Origin of the sequence: Mesorhizobium sp. M0761 (assembly GCF_040320205.1) — a bacterium.
Lineage (GTDB): Bacteria > Pseudomonadota > Alphaproteobacteria > Rhizobiales > Rhizobiaceae > Mesorhizobium.
This window is the reverse complement of record NZ_JAMYPF010000017.1, coordinates 129,675-144,939: the sequence shown is the minus strand read 5'-3', so window position 1 is coordinate 144,939 and position 15,265 is coordinate 129,675. Positions and strand designations below refer to the sequence as shown.

The 15,265-nt window shown below is 63.7% G+C and carries 12 protein-coding genes and 1 pseudogene; 5 read left to right on the top strand and 8 right to left on the bottom strand.

Annotated elements, in window-relative coordinates; all coding sequences use genetic code 11:
• Nucleotides 1–112 precede the first annotated feature (112 nt).
• Nucleotides 113–1,063: pseudogene (locus NKI32_RS24350) on the bottom strand (ATP-dependent helicase); the annotation flags it as partial.
• Between the two features lie 80 nt (nucleotides 1,064–1,143).
• On the bottom strand, nucleotides 1,144–1,980 hold the full coding sequence (locus NKI32_RS24345; protein WP_353003938.1) for a DUF2059 domain-containing protein: 837 nt from the start codon (nucleotides 1,978–1,980) through the stop codon (nucleotides 1,144–1,146).
• Between the two features lie 242 nt (nucleotides 1,981–2,222).
• On the opposite strand from NKI32_RS24345, the gene NKI32_RS24340 reads away from it, so the two are divergent.
• Nucleotides 2,223–4,562: a glucose/quinate/shikimate family membrane-bound PQQ-dependent dehydrogenase gene (locus tag NKI32_RS24340; RefSeq protein WP_502897985.1), complete on the top strand. Its 2,340-nt coding sequence runs from the start codon at nucleotides 2,223–2,225 to the stop codon at nucleotides 4,560–4,562.
• Between the two features lie 220 nt (nucleotides 4,563–4,782).
• On the opposite strand, the gene NKI32_RS24335 is transcribed toward NKI32_RS24340, so the two are convergent.
• Nucleotides 4,783–4,923 carry a hypothetical protein gene (locus NKI32_RS24335; protein WP_353003934.1) on the bottom strand — a complete coding sequence of 47 codons (141 nt, stop codon included), beginning with the start codon at nucleotides 4,921–4,923 and terminating at the stop codon, nucleotides 4,783–4,785.
• Nucleotides 4,924–5,201: 278 nt separating this feature from the next.
• On the opposite strand from NKI32_RS24335, the gene NKI32_RS24330 reads away from it, so the two are divergent.
• Nucleotides 5,202–6,107: a dienelactone hydrolase family protein gene (locus NKI32_RS24330; protein WP_353003932.1), complete on the top strand. Its 906-nt coding sequence runs from the start codon at nucleotides 5,202–5,204 to the stop codon at nucleotides 6,105–6,107.
• 3 nt (nucleotides 6,108–6,110) lie between these two features.
• On the opposite strand, the gene NKI32_RS24325 is transcribed toward NKI32_RS24330, so the two are convergent.
• From NKI32_RS24325 to NKI32_RS24310, 4 genes are all read right to left on the bottom strand, one after another.
• The gene (locus NKI32_RS24325; protein ID WP_023668313.1) at nucleotides 6,111–6,560 is read right to left on the bottom strand and encodes a response regulator; all 450 of its coding nucleotides are present in this window, start codon (nucleotides 6,558–6,560) and stop codon (nucleotides 6,111–6,113) included.
• Nucleotides 6,557–7,705, bottom strand: a complete 1,149-nt coding sequence (locus NKI32_RS24320) for a histidine kinase dimerization/phosphoacceptor domain -containing protein (protein WP_023667428.1) — start codon at nucleotides 7,703–7,705, stop codon at nucleotides 6,557–6,559. Before NKI32_RS24320 ends, NKI32_RS24325 begins: the two co-directional genes overlap by 4 nt.
• Before the next feature lie 260 nt (nucleotides 7,706–7,965).
• Entirely contained in the window at nucleotides 7,966–8,163 is a 198-nt protein-coding gene (locus NKI32_RS24315; protein ID WP_013531006.1) for a hypothetical protein, read from the bottom strand.
• Nucleotides 8,164–8,309: 146 nt separating this feature from the next.
• Nucleotides 8,310–8,795, bottom strand: a complete 486-nt coding sequence (locus NKI32_RS24310) for a thioesterase family protein (protein ID WP_023712460.1) — start codon at nucleotides 8,793–8,795, stop codon at nucleotides 8,310–8,312.
• A gap of 220 nt (nucleotides 8,796–9,015) precedes the next feature.
• Between NKI32_RS24310 and NKI32_RS24305 the strand changes: the two genes are divergently transcribed.
• The 3 genes from NKI32_RS24305 to NKI32_RS24295 all read left to right on the top strand — a co-directional run bounded on the left by NKI32_RS24305 (nucleotide 9,016) and on the right by NKI32_RS24295 (nucleotide 15,024).
• Nucleotides 9,016–10,428, top strand: a complete 1,413-nt coding sequence (locus tag NKI32_RS24305; RefSeq protein ID WP_353003930.1) for an FAD-binding oxidoreductase — start codon at nucleotides 9,016–9,018, stop codon at nucleotides 10,426–10,428.
• Between the two features lie 20 nt (nucleotides 10,429–10,448).
• Nucleotides 10,449–10,928 carry a hypothetical protein gene (locus tag NKI32_RS24300; RefSeq protein WP_353003928.1) on the top strand — a complete coding sequence of 160 codons (480 nt, stop codon included), beginning with the start codon at nucleotides 10,449–10,451 and terminating at the stop codon, nucleotides 10,926–10,928.
• Between the two features lie 157 nt (nucleotides 10,929–11,085).
• Nucleotides 11,086–15,024 carry an AsmA family protein gene (locus NKI32_RS24295; protein WP_353003926.1) on the top strand — a complete coding sequence of 1,313 codons (3,939 nt, stop codon included), beginning with the start codon at nucleotides 11,086–11,088 and terminating at the stop codon, nucleotides 15,022–15,024.
• A 7-nt stretch (nucleotides 15,025–15,031) separates the two neighbouring features.
• Here the strand turns inward: NKI32_RS24295 and NKI32_RS24290 are convergent, their stop codons facing one another.
• The gene (locus tag NKI32_RS24290; protein ID WP_023699587.1) at nucleotides 15,032–15,253 is read right to left on the bottom strand and encodes a ribbon-helix-helix domain-containing protein; all 222 of its coding nucleotides are present in this window, start codon (nucleotides 15,251–15,253) and stop codon (nucleotides 15,032–15,034) included.
• Nucleotides 15,254–15,265: the final 12 nt, after the last annotated feature.

Here is a 15,265-nt window from a genome sequence, read left to right as displayed (position 1 = left end):
CGCTTTACCCTCCCCTGGATGGGGAGGGTCGCCGGCCAACCGGGGGGGGGGGGGACAGGCGCCGGCGCGGGCGGCCGCCGGCCGCGCCGCGGCGGGGCGCGGGGGGGGGGCGCCCCGCCGCCGCGGCCGGGGCGCGTCGGGGGGGGGGGGGCCCGCCACCCCGGCCCCGGGCGCCCCCCCCCCCCCCCCCGCGCACGCGCGCCGCGACCTCCCCCATCGAGGGGGAGGTAGGTCTTTGCGCCAGCAGCCGCAGCCACATGTATTGCGCGGTGTTGGTGTCCTGGTACTCGTCGACGAGGATGTATTTGAAGCGCTTGTGGTAGTCCTTCAGCACGTCCGGATTGGCGCGGAAGATGCGGATCGGGTGGCAGAGCAGATCGCCGAAGTCGCAGGCGTTCAGCGTCTTCAGCCGCTCCTGATAGGCCTTGTAGAGTTCCCGGCCCTTGCCGTTGGCGAAGCTGCGCGCGTCGCCCTCGGCAATGTCGGCGGGGCCTTGGCCCTTGTTCTTCCAGCCGTCGATCATCTGCGCGAACTGCTTGGCCGGCCAGCGCTTGTCGTCGAGGCCTTCGGCCTGGATCAGCTGCTTGATCAGCCGTACGACGTCGTCGGTGTCGAGGATGGTGAAATCGGATTTGAGCCCGGCCAGCTCGGCGTGCCGCCGCAAGAGCTTGACGCCGATGGAGTGGAAGGTGCCGAGCCACGGCATGCCCTCGACGGCTTCGCCGACGAGATGGCCGATGCGCTGCTTCATCTCGCGCGCGGCCTTGTTGGTGAAGGTCACCGCCAGGATCTGCGAGGGGAAAGCCCTGCCGGTGGCCAGGATATGGGCGATGCGGGTGGTCAGCACGCGGGTCTTGCCGGTGCCGGCGCCGGCCAGCACCAGGACCGGGCCTTCGGTGGTTTCCACCGCCAGCCGCTGCTCGGGGTTGAGGCCGTTGAGATAATCGGGCGCGCTGTTGGGGCCGCTGCGGGCCGCCATGGCGCGCGCGGCTATGCCCGACGGGGCCGCGGGCCGCGCATTGGGTTCGTCGAAAAAGGGCATGTCTTCCGCAAAGCCGGACATCTCCCCCGAATGTAGTGATTCGGGAGCGAAAGACCAGAAGTGTCTACGTTTTGTTCTGCTAAAGTGCCCGATACTGCGGCTCAGGCCTTTCGGTAACCGAGCGCGACGAACAATCGATGTCCGAACGAGCGCGCTTCCTCTGTCATCACCATGCCAAAGGCCGTCAGCATCTGGTCGTAATAGCGGCTGCCCGCGGGTGACGCCAGGAATGTCGAGTACAGTCTGAGATCGCCGAGCGGGAGATCCCGGTACGTATAAGCGCTACCCTGCATGGCATTCTGTTCGATGTTCTGGCGAATTTTCACGGATTGCTGACGCACCAGCACCATGATCTGTTCGTCCGACAGAGGCTTTCCGGCTGCGCCCAGCATCCCCGTAACCATCGCGTAGCTCATGTTCAGCGCTATCGCCTCGCCGGTGTCGACAGCGCTGATATCGTCGATGATCTTGCGGTACAATTCGAGCCGGGCTGGATCCTTGGTCGGAAGCTCGGCGAGGATTTGCTTGCCCTCTGTCTTCTTGCTTTGCCTGCCTTCCGGCCCAGACGACTGAATTTCCAAAGCGGTGACGTGCTTGCCCAACGGGGAAGCGTAAAACGCTGTGAGGTCGGACAGATCGGTGGCCGACAGCCTGTCCGTCATCCGCGATTCGATGGCAGTCTCCATTTTGACTGCGTCGAAGGCGCCTTCCAGCGCGACCGACAAGGCGTCCTGGAAATTTGCCGGTAACTGTTCGGGTATGGATTTCGTGGCTGCGGCGATCCCGGGACCGATGCCCATCAGCATCTCGTGAAAGCCGTTTGCCTTGTTGATCTCGCTCAGCGTCTGTGCCGGCGCGGCCACTGTGCCGGCCGTGAGCGCGACGAAGCTACAGAGGACAAGGACTACGCGCGTCAGAGGCGAGGCGAATGACGTCACTCTGGTTGCTCCTGATGGTTGGTCCAAAGCAGACTGCTGGAAAACCCGGATGCCGGCAAGGCGGGATTGCCACCTTGGCGTGTGGCCTCGAAAAACGCCCTGTTACGCAAGAGAGCCTGCGGCATGGCCTTTTGGTTTCGCAATGGATCGCTCCCCGGCGGCTTGACAGGCACGGCGGCCGGGAGAAGGTTGTACCGCCGGGGGCAGGATTGGCATAGCTTTGCCCATGGCCGCGTCGCGGAATGCGCATCAGTCGAAGGAGTATCGTCTTGGCTGTCGTCATCACCTCCCTCATCCTGTTCCTCATCGGCCTCGCACTTGGCGGCGGCGGCGTCTGGCTCGCGATGCTGGGCGGCAGCTGGTACTATGTCGTCACCGGTCTCGCCTTCCTCATCGCCGCATGGCTGCTCTTCCGGCGCAAATCGACGGCGCTCTGGCTCTACGCGGCGATCGTGCTCGGCACGCTGGCGTGGGCGGTGTGGGAAATCGGCTTCGACTGGTGGGAACTCGGACCGCGCGGCGGCATCATCGTGCTTCTGGCGCTGTGGCTGCTGACGCCTTGGGCAAGGCGGGGCCTGACCGGCCCCGACGCGCGAGCGCCGCTCATTCTGGCCGTGCTCGCTTCGCTCGCCGTCGCCGGTTATTCGATGACGGCCGATCCCAAGGACATCGCCGGCGACCTCAGCGCCGACAAGGTGACGCCGACTGCCGATCTCGGCGGCAACGTGCCTCCGGGTGAATGGCACTTCTACGGCCGCACGCAATTTGGCCAGCGCTATTCGCCGCTCGACCAGATCACGCCCGACAATGTCGCCAAATTGCAGCCGGCCTGGACATACCAGACCGGCGACGTGAAAGGGCCGGACGATGTCGGCGAAACCACCTATCAGGTGACGCCGCTGAAGGTGGGCGATGCGCTCTATATCTGCACGCCGCACAATTTCGTCATCGCTATCGATGCCGCCACCGGCAAGGAGAAGTGGCGCTTCGATCCCAAGATCAAGCTCGACAAGGACCGCCAGCACCAGACCTGCCGCGGCGTGTCCTATTATGCCGATGCCAAGATCGCGGCCGGCCAGCCTTGCGCGACGCGCGTCTACCTGCCGACCTCGGATGCACGGCTGATCGCGCTCGACGCCGCCAACGGCCAGGTCTGCGCGTCCTTCGCCGAGGCCGGCACGCTCAATCTGTTGACCAACATGCCGTATCCGAAGTCGGGCTATTATTACTCGACCTCGGCGCCGCTGATTGCCGGCGGCAAGATCATCATCGGCGGCGCGGTCAACGACAATTATTCGACGCAAGAGCCGTCCGGCGTCATCCGCGCCTTCGACGTGGACACCGGCGCCCTGGTGTGGAACTGGGATTCCGGCAATCCGGACCAGACAACGCCGCTGGCGGCAGGCCAGACCTACACCAACAACTCGCCCAACATGTGGTCGACGGCAAGCGCCGACGAGAAGCTCGGCCTGCTCTATGTGCCGCTCGGCAACCAGACGCCGGACCAGCTCGGGATGGGCCGCACCGCCAATGTCGAGAAGTTTTCCTCCTCGATCACCGCGCTCGATCTCGCCACCGGGCAATTGCGCTGGGTGCGGCAGACCGTGCATCACGACCTCTGGGACATGGACGTGCCGGCTCAGCCGACGCTGGTCGACATCACCACCGCTGCCGGCGTCGTTCCGGGCCTGGTCGGGCCGACCAAGCAGGGCGACCTCTACGTGCTCGACCGGCGCAGCGGCGAGCCGATCATCCCGATCAAGGAAGTGCCGGCGCCGGGCGGTGCTGTCGAGGGCGATCACACGTCGCCGACGCAGCCGGTCTCGGATCTCTCCTTCAATCCGAGACCGCTGACCGGCGCCGACATGTGGGGCATCACCATGTTCGACCAGCTGGCCTGCCGGATCGAATTCCAGGGCCTGCGCTACGAGGGCCGCTATACCCCGCCGTCGGTGCAGGGGTCGCTGGTCTATCCCGGTAATTTCGGCACCTTCAACTGGGGCGGCGTCGCCGTCGATCCGGTACGGCAGGTGATGTTCGGCATGCCGACCTATCTGGCGTTCAAATCGCAGCTCATTCCGCGCGACCAGGTGCCGCCCCCGGATGAGGGGCGCGGCAGCGAACAGGGGCTGAACCGCAATGAGGGCGCGCCCTATGCGGTGGTGATGGGGCCGTTCCTGTCGCCGCTCGGCGTGCCCTGCCAGGCGCCGCCATGGGGCTATGTGGCGGGAGCGGACCTCAGAACCGGCAAGATCGCCTACAAGCACCGCAACGGCACCGTCTATGACATGACGCCGTTGCCCTTGCCGCTGAAGGTCGGTGTTCCCGGCATTGGCGGGCCGATGATCACCGCCGGCGGTGTCGTCTTCCTGGGCGCGGCGGTCGACGACTATCTGCGCGCCTATGACCTGACATCGGGCAAGCAGCTCTGGCAGGCCAGGCTGCCGGCCGGTGGGCAGTCGACGCCGATGACCTACACCGTCGCCGACGGCCGCCAGTTCGTGGTCATCGTCGCCGGCGGCCACGGCTCGGTCGGCACCAAGCCCGGCGACTATGTGATGGCCTATACGCTGCCGAAGTAGCAGCGATGTGACTTAGGTAAGTGATCGGCCCGGCAGATATTCTGGCAATGTCGCGCCGCCCCTCATCTGCCTGCCGGCATCTATACGGGGAGAAGTGCCCGGCAGGGCGATGAGGGGCAGCACCAGCCTTGGTCAGCTTGCGTAAGAGATGGCCTTTTGAAGCTGGGCACGGAGCCCAGTACTTCATTGGTTAGCTGCGGCCCTGTTTCGGCCTGCTGGGTCAGCGTGGTGACGGCCGACGTCGCTCGACGCGGACCTTCACCATCCGAGCGGCGGCTGCGGCAGCAGCGGAGCGCATTGCCAGCAAGGCAGCAACAGCAAGCACGAGCGCGCTTGCAAGGATCGGAGTGGACAAGGTCATGGCGTTGTTCCTTCTCGTCGGGCTCGCCGCTACGGGCGAGACCATCATCAGCGTCCTTCCATATTGTGGCGGCACCATCGAAATTCTCTGAAATGACCAAAATGTGATGCACGCGCCGATTTCCGCCGGCCGCCGCATCGTTCGATGGCCCAAGCGTCACCCATCCGTGACTGGACCATGCGAGCCTCCACCCTATCTTGACCCTCGAGGTCAACCCGGAATGACCGCAAGGTCATTTCCAGGTGACCGTGAGATCATCTCCTAACGAGGAGCACGCCATGACGAAACCCACCGCCGAAGCCGTCAAACGTGGCAAATCTGCCATCACCCAGGCGATGATCGATGCCTATGACGAATACACGCATCTGACGCTCGACCGCCGCCGCTTCATGGAGCAGCTGACCAGGCTTGCCGGATCGGGCACGGCGGCGGCCGCGATCGCGCCGCTGCTGGCGGCGAATTCGGCGCAGGCGGCAATCGTCGCCGACAACGATCCGCGCGTGAAGGCTGAAGATATCACCTATTCCGGCAGCAGCGGTGAGATGAAGGGCTATCTGGTCAGGCCGGCGGACCAGTCCGGCAAGCTCGGCACCGTCATCGTGGTGCATGAGAACAGGGGGCTCAACCCGCATATCAAGGATGTGGCGCGGCGCGTTGCGCTGGAAGGGTTCGTGGCGCTGGCGCCGGATTTCCTGTCGCCGCTCGGCGGCACGCCCGCTGACGAAGACAAGGCGCGCGACATGTTCACCAAGCTCGACGCCAGCCAGGTCACCGCCGATGGCCTGGCGACCATCGCCTATCTCAAGGGCGAGAAGGACGGCAACGGCAAGGTCGGTGCTGTCGGCTTCTGCTGGGGCGGCGGCACGGTCAACAATCTGGCGGTCAACGCGCCCGATCTCGCCGCCGGCGTCGCCTACTACGGCATGCAGCCGAAGGCCGAGGATGTGGCGAAGATCAAGGCGGCGCTGTTGCTGCACTATGCCGGCCTAGACGAGCGCATCGACGCCGGCATCGATGCCTACAAGAAAGCGCTCGACGCCGCCCATGTCGAATACACGCTCTATGTCTATGACGGCGTCAACCATGCCTTCAACAACGACACCTCGGCCGCGCGCTATGACAAGAAGGCAGCCGATCTCGCCTGGGGCAGGACGATCGCTTTCCTCAAGGAGAAGCTGGCGTAGGCTTCAGGCCGCCGACGACGCCCATACGCTTTCATAGGCCGGCGACAGCGTAAAACCGGCCGGCAGCACCGAGACCGGGGGCGGGCGCCGCACGCCCTCCTGCAGATAGCGCAACGCCGACACCAGTCCGTTCATCGTGTAGGGCTTGGCGATGACGCCGATCGCGCCGGCGAAATGGTCGGGGATGCGTTTTGGATTGGCGGTCATGAACACCACCATGGAACGGTTACCCTCGCGGATATGCTCGGCAACCTCGACCCCGGTTGGTCCGTCGGCGAGGTGGATATCGACAAAGGCAATATCGGCATCGGCGGTATCAATCATACCTCTTGCTTCGGCCAAGGATGTCGCCCAACCCACAACGCTGTGGCCGGCTTCCTCGACGAGGCTTTCCAGTTCCATCGCCAGCAACGCCTCGTCCTCGACGATCAGGACCTTGAGCGGTTCGTTCATGACAGCTTCCCTTTCTGCTGCGGTTCGTTCGGCATCGAGATGACGACCTTTGTGCCCGGGCCGGCGTCGCGCCATTCGATGTCGGCATGCAACTGCCGGGCAAGCGACTTGATCAGCCGCATGCCGAAGGAAGCATCGCCACTGGCCTCGGCCATGCCGACGCCGTCATCGGAAACCTCGATGTTGAAGTGGCCGTCGGGCTGGCTCATCTTGATGCCGATGCGCCCCGCGGTGGTGCCGTCCGGCTTTGCCTTGAAGGCGTGCTTCAGCGCGTTGGTGACAAGCTCATTGACCATCAAGGCAACAGGCGTGGCTTTTTCGGCCGGAATGACGATGGGTTCGAGGTCCAGCGTCGGCTTGATCTCGGCGCGTCCGGATGCGGTCAGCAGGTCGGTGACCAGATCCCTGGCGAAATCCGAGACATCGAAGCGGCTGACATCCTTTGACTGGTAGAGACGGCGATGCACCGTGCTCAGCGCCTCGATGCGCTCCAGCATGGTGGTCAGCGATCGCTTTGTCGCTTCATCCTTGATTGCCCGGCTTTGCATGATGATCAGCGAGGAGATCATCTGCAGGTTGTTTTTCACCCGATGGTCGACCTCGTGCAGCAGCGTGGTCTGCGCCTCAAGGGCGGCCTCAAGCTCGCGCGTGCGTTCCTTGACAGCCTTTTCAAAGCGGTTCTTGTCGGCGGTGATGCGATCCTCGGAGCGCTTGCGATCGGAGACATCGAGCTGTGAGGCAAAGAAGAACAGGAGTTCGCCTTTGTCGTTGGAAACCGGGCTGATGTAGAGCGCATTCCAGAATGTCGAGCCGTCCTTGCGGTAGTTCAACAGATCGATGGCGATATCGGTTCCCGCTGCTATCGCGTCGCGCACGCTAGCCACAGCTGCCTTGTCTGTCTCTGGCCCCTGCAGGAAGCGGCAGTTCTTGCCCATGACCTCGTCGCGCTCGTAGCCGGTCAGGCGCAGGAACGCGTCATTGGCAAAGACGATCGGATTGTCCGCCTGACGGGGATCGGTGATGACCATCGACATGCGGGTGGCGCGGATGGCGGCCGCGAACGGATCGCCCTTGCCGTGCTCGGCATGCAGATTGTCCGTCATGTGCCATGCGTCGGCCGGTTCCCTGGTCCTTTTCCAGTCCATGCTTTCACTCCAAGCCGTTTTTCAGGGGTCACAACGGCTTAGACGTGGAATTGGTTCAATCTTGATCTTCTTGTCGCAGGCAGCCGTTTGCGAAACCGAATCGCCGGTTGCGCAAACTGTCGAAATGAACGGTTTTTGAAGGTTGTCGGATGTAGCCGATTCGCTGAAAGCAGGGCTGGCGCCGACCTATAGAAATGATCAGGTCGCAATGGTCCGTGGCGGCGCTCGCCGGTGGCGGCTTTCTCAGAACAGCGGAAACATCAGGCGTGGCCACGCTTCATGCGCGCCTGCTTCAGGATGGCGCGCCAGCGGATCATGTCGAAGGGGATAGGCTCGTTGTTGTTGGCGATGTGGAAGATCTCGTTGTTGACGTTCTTCAACGAGCGCCAGAAATCATAGTCGGTGATGCGCGGATCGGCAGCCAGCCTGTCCACCTCGACCTTGATGTCGGTTTTCATGCACGTTCCTCGAACCGCCTGTTGCCCGCCGCCCGCGTCGCAACTCGCATGGCACCGTTCTCAAACGGTCAGCTGAGTCGTTCAATGGCCCAAATGGCTTGTTCACGTTAAAACCTTGGTAAGGTTAACGCGGGCGCGGCAGCGCTTCAAGCGGTCCTGCGGCGAATACCGATCGAACGGCCGGCCCGCTCGGGCATCGGCAGTGCAGAATGGGCGGCGCGCATGGCTTCCACCTTGGCCTGCACATCGGCGGGGAAGGGCGCGACTTTCGGCCCGGACATGTCGACATGCAGCGACAGGGTTTCGGAAGTGGCGGCGAGCCAGCCATCGACATGGCGGATTTCCTGGTAGGCCCGCAGCCGCTTGTCGTCATGATCGATCAGTTGGAAGGATACGACGACCTTGTGTTCGAGGTGCAGTTCCTGGACATAGCAAACATGGACTTCGGCCGTGTAGATGGTCAGGCGCCGCTCTTTGACATAGTCCAGCCCCATGCCCATCGCCTCGAACGCCTCATCCGAGCAGCGGTCGAACAACACGTTGTAATAGGCCATGTTGAGATGGCCGTTATAGTCGATCCAATCCTTCTCGATGTCCATCGGTTTGGAAACGAAGGGGGCAGGGATGGGCATGGAAACTTCCTTGTTCTGGTGCTGGACCGAGTTCAGTGCTGGACAGGCTGCGGCCCGTGAGACTAGAGCGGTTCACCGTCTCGCGGAAACGGCGAACCGCTCTAGTTTTTTGTGACGCAATCCCGGACGGAAAACCGCTTCACACTTTCCCTGGAATTGCGTCATGTGCATCCATAATCGCATAACAAGCATGGACGCTGGTCCATTCGCGGAGGAATTCATGGCTCTGAGCGACCTCAATCCGGTCGAACGCAACGAGGAAGGCATCGCCGCCGTGCTCGGCATCCTCAAACAGCAGCAGTTCGGCGAGCGTTTCCAGACCGGCGCGGCGATCCGCTCGCAGCATGCGCACACCACCACCTATATTCCGACGCAGGCGCCCGATGGCGTTGCATTTCCGGAGACGACGGCCGAGGTACAGGAGATCGTGCGCGCCTGCGCCGCGCACCGCGTGCCGGTCATCGCCTTCGGCGTCGGCTCGTCGCTCGAAGGCCACACCAACGCGCCGGGTGGCGGCATCTCGGTCGACACCTCGCGCATGAACCGCATCCTGTCGGTCAACCCCGAGGATCTCGACTGCACGGTCGAGCCTGGCGTAACGCGCGAGGATTTGAATCGGCACCTGCGCGATACCGGCCTGTTCTTCCCCATCGATCCCGGCGCCAATGCTTCGCTCGGCGGCATGGCGGCAACGCGGGCCTCCGGCACCAATGCGGTGCGCTACGGCACGATGCGTGAAAACGTGCTGTCGCTGACGGCCGTCATGGCCGATGGCGAGACGGTGACGACCGGCAAGCGGGCGAAAAAGAGTTCGGCCGGCTACGATCTGACGCGGCTTCTGGTCGGCTCGGAAGGCACGCTCGGCATCATCACCTCGCTGACCTTGAAGCTGCAAGGCATTCCGCAGGCGATCTCCGGCGGCGTCTGCCCGTTTCCAAACCTCGAGGCGGCCTGCAACGCGGTCATCGCGACCATCCAGATGGGCATTCCGGTGGCGCGCATCGAACTGGTGAATGGACTGCAGATGCGGGCGATGAAGAATTACTCGAAGCTCGATTACCCCGAGAGCCCGTGCCTGTTCGTCGAGTTCCACGGCAGCGATGCCGGTGTCGCCGAACAGGCCGAAACCTTCGGTGCCATTGCTGAAGACAATGGCGGCGGGCCATTCCTGTGGACGAGCGTCGCCGAGGAGCGCACGAAACTCTGGAAGGCCAGGCACGATGCTTATTGGGCGTCGCTGACGCTACGGCCGGGCGCCAAGGGTCTTTCGACCGATGTCTGCGTGCCGATCTCGAGGCTGGCCGAGTGCGTTGCCGAAACCGAGGCCGACATTGCCGAGATGGGCCTGGTTGCGCCGATCGTCGGTCATGCCGGCGACGGCAATTTCCATGTGCTGGTGCTGATGGACGTCAACGACCCCAAAGAGATCGCGCTGGCGGAGAAATTCGTGGCGCGGCTGAACATGCGGGCGATCGCCATGGACGGCACCTGCACCGGCGAACACGGCATCGGCCAGGGCAAGATCGGCTTCCTGCGCCATGAGCTCGGCCATGGTGTCGACATCATGCGCTCCATAAAAAAAGCGCTCGACCCGCAAGACATCATGAACCCAGGCAAGATATTACCTGCATAGCCGAAATGTGAGGAGCGGCAATGGATACCCTGATTATAAGGGCATCGCTTGGCAAGACACTGTTATTGCTGTCGGCCAGCCTCTTCTTTGTCCTGGCCTGCGCTTTCCTGATTTATGTCTCCGAGGACGGCGGCACCGCCGGCCTTTGGTGGTGCGTGGCCTTTTTCGGGCTGGTCGCGTTGGTGTTTGCCTGGCAGCTTGTGCGGCCGCAGATTCTGGTGCTGAACGGACAAGGTTTCAGTCTCGGCGGAGGCCTTGTTCGATCGCCCAAGCTGGTCCCCTGGAAGGATATCGAAAGCTTCTTCGTCGTCCATCGCCGGCGCAGAATCCGCGATATGATCGGGTACAATTTCGCACCGGGGGTCAAGAAAAGCTCCGTCATGGGCAGCGTGACCAAAAGCCTCGGCGCCGAAGCCGCATTACCGCAGGGCTGGACATTGTCGCCTGAGGAGATGGTGGTGCTGCTGAACGAATATCGCCGACGGGCCATGGCAGGATAGTCTCTTGCGCACAGGCCGGACCGCGGTCAAAGGCGTCCAAAAATCTCTGCTCTTCCAGATACATCAGAGATCAAGCAACTCTGGATGAATTGCCTCTTTATCGACACGCTGATGCGGGTAGAGTGCGGCTGACTTTCAATCAACCCGTTCGGAGCTGATGCTCGCACGCCTGTTCGTGATCTTCGGTGGCTTGTTTGTGCTGGTGCTGGTTGCGGCGCTGGTGGTGCCGTATTTTGTCGATTGGACCGGGTACCGCGCCCAATTCGAGCGCGAGGCGAGCGCCATTCTCGGCCGCAAGGTGACGGTGCAAGGCGACGCCACGGCGCGGCTGTTGCCGTTCCCCTCGGTGACCTTCTCAAACGTCACGGTCGCCGGCGGCCCCGGCGGCCAGCCGGCAATGACCGTCGAGACCTTTTCGATGGACGCGGAACTGGCGCCGTTCCTGCGCGGCGAAGTGCTGATTTTCGACATGCGGCTGGTGCATCCGAAGGCGACGATCGACATCGCCGATAACGGCACGGTCGACTGGGCGATACGGCCGTCCTCGCCCTTCGATCTCAACCAGATCTCGATCGAGAAGCTCACGGTGACGGAGGGAGAAATTGCGCTCCGCCATGCCGCAGGCGGGCGCAGCCATCTGATTTCCGAGATCAATTCGACCATCTCTGCCAAGTCGCTGGCCGGGCCGTGGCGCATGGACGGAACGTTGCTGCTCGACGGACTGCGTTCGACGGTTGCGGCTTCGACCGGCAAGGCCGAAGGCAGCGGCCAGATGCGGCTGAGGCTCAAGGTCGATCCCGATGCCTATCCACTGGTCATCGAAACCGACGGCAATGCCGGCATCGTCAATGGGGCTGCCGTCTATTCCGGCCAGTTCAAGATTTCCGGCAACGACAAAAACAGCGCCGAACTGCGCGGCGGCGATGGCGAGAGCGTCAAAATCAGAGCCGGCAAACCCGATCCGGGGTTCAGGCTGAACGGCAAGTTCTCGCTCGACCACCAGAAGCTTGGCGTCGACGAATTCCGCTTCGAGACCGGGCCGCTCGACAATCCCTACACAGCCGACGGCAAGGCTTCGGTCGATCTCGGCCTTAGGCCGAACTTCGCCATCGAGGCCAATGGCGCGCAGGTGCAACTGGATGAGGCGGTGGGTGCTGAAAAGGGCGCCGGCCTGACGCTGGATCAGCGCATTGCCGGTATCGAGCAGGCGCTGCTCGACCTGCCGAAGCCGACTATACCCGGCACCGTCGAGGTCAAGCTGCCGGCGGTGGTGGCTGGCGACACCACGGTGCGCGACGTGCATCTCTCGGCCGAGCCGGTCGAGGGCGGCTGGTCGGTGAAATCGCTGGCCGCGACCTTGCCCGGGCGCACGACGCTGGAAGCCAGCGGCATGCTCAGCGTCGAAGATTATTTCGGTTTCAGCGGCTCCATGCTGCTGGCGGTGGCGCAGCCTTCCGGCTTTGCTGCCTGGTTGTCGAAAGATGTCGACGAGGCAATCCGCCGGCTGCCGGCCGCCGGCTTCAAGGCCAAGGTGGACCTGTCGGAGAAGCGCCAGGCGTTCAGCGATCTCGAACTGATCCTCGGCAAGTCGAAGTTCACCGGCCGCATCGATTCCAGCCAGCCCGACGACGCCAAGTCCTCGGTGCTGATGCGGCTCGAGGGCGGCGAACTCGACGTCGACGGGCTGACGTCCTTCGCCTCGATCTTCGTCAGCGACAAGGGCGCCAACCGCTTTTCCGACCGTGACCTCGATTTTCAGATCAAGGCAGGGCCGGTCAATGCTGGCCGGCTCACCGCCGACACGGTCGATACCGCGCTCCGGCTCCGCGACGGGCTGCTCGAAATCGACCGGCTGTCGATTGGCGGCCTTGCCGGCGCCTCGATCAGCGCCACCGGCCGGATCAAGGATTTTCCGGCAAGCCCGACCGGCAAGCTCGATGCCTCGGTGGTCGCCGTCGATCTGAAGCCGCTGATCGACATTGCCGCGCAACACTATCCCGACAATCTGATGCTGAAGGGACTGGCTGGCCGCACGGCCGCCTATCCTGAACTGTTCCAGGACGCGCGCGTCGATCTGGTGGCGAGCGCCGCCGACAATGGCGACGGCACGACCGGGCTGGCGGTGAGCGGACAAGGCAAGGCCGGCGGTTCGGCCTTTTCGGCGTCGCTGTCGGGCAAGGGTGCCGTCGGCCAGTTGCTCGACGCGCCGGTGACGCTGACCTTCAACGCCAAAAATCCCGACGCCACCGTGCTGCTGGCGCTCTACGGCCTGCCGGCGCTGCCGCTCGGCATGCTCGGCCAGGCAAGCACCGATATTTCGGCGAAAGGCACGCTCGGCGGCGGCCTGGCGACGAGCTTCAATTTCGCCGCCGACGACTTCAGGGCGACGTTCGACGGCACCGTTGCTCAGACACCGCAAGGCACCACCGCCAAGGGCAAGATCGGCCTCGACGCCTCCGACATCGAGCCCTGGCTGATGACGACCGGCGCCGGCCTGCCGGGCATGGGAACGGGCACCTCGACCTCGCTCAGCGCGGATGCCGATTTCGGCAATGGCCTGCTGGTGTTGAGCGGTCTCAGCGGATCCATCAACGAGTCGGAGATTTCGGGCGACGTCAACATCGATGCGAAGCAGGGGCTGCCGCATTTTGCCGGTGCGCTGGCGCTCGACGAACTGGACCTCGACCCGATTGCGGTTGCGCTGTTCGGTGACCAGTCGTTCCTCAGCAGCAACGCGAACTGGCCGACGGCGCCATTCAGCCAGAAATCCAGCCTGCCGTTCAGCGCCGATCTCGATCTGACGACGGCGACTCTTGCCGCCGGACCGCTGGCGACAGCCTATGATGCGTCGCTGTCGTTGAAACTCGACCAGGAAGGCATCCGCGTTTCGGACCTGAAGGCAAAACTGCTCGGCGGCGCGCTCACCGGATTGTTCGAGTTGAAGAACACGGACGGCACGGGGCTGTTCTCCGGCCAGATGAGGCTTGCCGGCGCTGACCTGGCGACCGTGCTGCCGGCTGCCGGCTTGAGTGGCAGCGGCGACTTCTCGACAGGGCTGTCGACCAGCGGCAAATCGGTCGACGCGATGATTGCCGCACTCTCCGGCTCGGGCACGGCGGCGCTGAAAGGCCTCACCATTGCCGGCGTCAATCCCGATGCCTTCGGCGCGTTGATTGCCAAGGCCGATGCGATCGGGCGCGACATCGACGTGGCCAAGACTGCGGGCTTTGCACCTGAGATCGCTGGCGACGGCAGCTTTGCTGCCGGCGATGCCGACATCGCCTTCACGGTCGCCGGCGGCACGTTGCGGGCACCACCGATCAAATTCGAAAACCAGGCGGCGACGCTGTCTGCCGACATCACGGCCGACCTCAACACCGGCACCGTCGCCACCAAGGGCGCGGTCACCTACAAGCCTGGCGACGAGGCGCTGGTCGGCTCAGATCCGACGGTCAATTTCAGCGTCGATGGGCCGTTCGGGGCGCTGAAGAAGCAGTTCGACAGCGAGCCGCTGGCGCAATTTTTGACCCAGCGTGCCCTGGAAAAGGAGCAGCAGCGGGTCGAGGCGATGCAGGCAGCACTGCTCGAGAAGCAGCGGCTGCGGCGCGAGGTGCGCTACTACTCCGCCCTGCAGACCGAGCGCGACAACGCCGCCGAGGAATTGCGCAAGCAGGAGGAAGCGGCACGGCTCAAAGCTGAGGCCGACGCCAAGGCGAAGGCACAGGCCGACGCAAAGGCACAGGCCGAAGCGGATGCCAAGGCCAAGGCGGATGCCGAAGCAAAGGCCGATGCCGATGCGAAAGCGCAGGCAGAGGCTGACGCAAAGGCCAAGGCAGATGCGGACGCGAAAGCCCAGGCGGAAGAGCAGGCTGCCGAAGACGCCGCCAAGGCCGAGGACGAACGGAAGAAGGCCGAACAGGCTCGGATCGCTTCGCAGGAAAAAGCCAGGCTGGAGGCCGAGCGCAAGGCTCAGGAGCAGGCGCCGAAGGTCGACCGCTCACTTCCCGGCGTCAATGACGGTTCGGCCCCGGCGCCGCCGAAGCCCAGGACAAATCCGTTCTCGGTCGACAATTTGCTGAAGTCGCTGGGCAATTAAAAACCATTCAGACAGCGCCGCGCTTGGCCCAGTCCAGCACATGCAGCCTGAGCGCCGAGGACAGGTTCGCATCTCGCGGCCTTGTTTCGTCGATTTCGGCGACCAGGGCAGCAAGCGTCAGCTTGCGCGCGGCGGCGATGGCGAGGAGATCGTCGTAAAAGGGTTTTTCGAGGGAATAGCTGGTGCGATGACCGCGGATGGTCACCGAGCGTTTTTCGACCGGGCTCACCGCAGGCGGTCC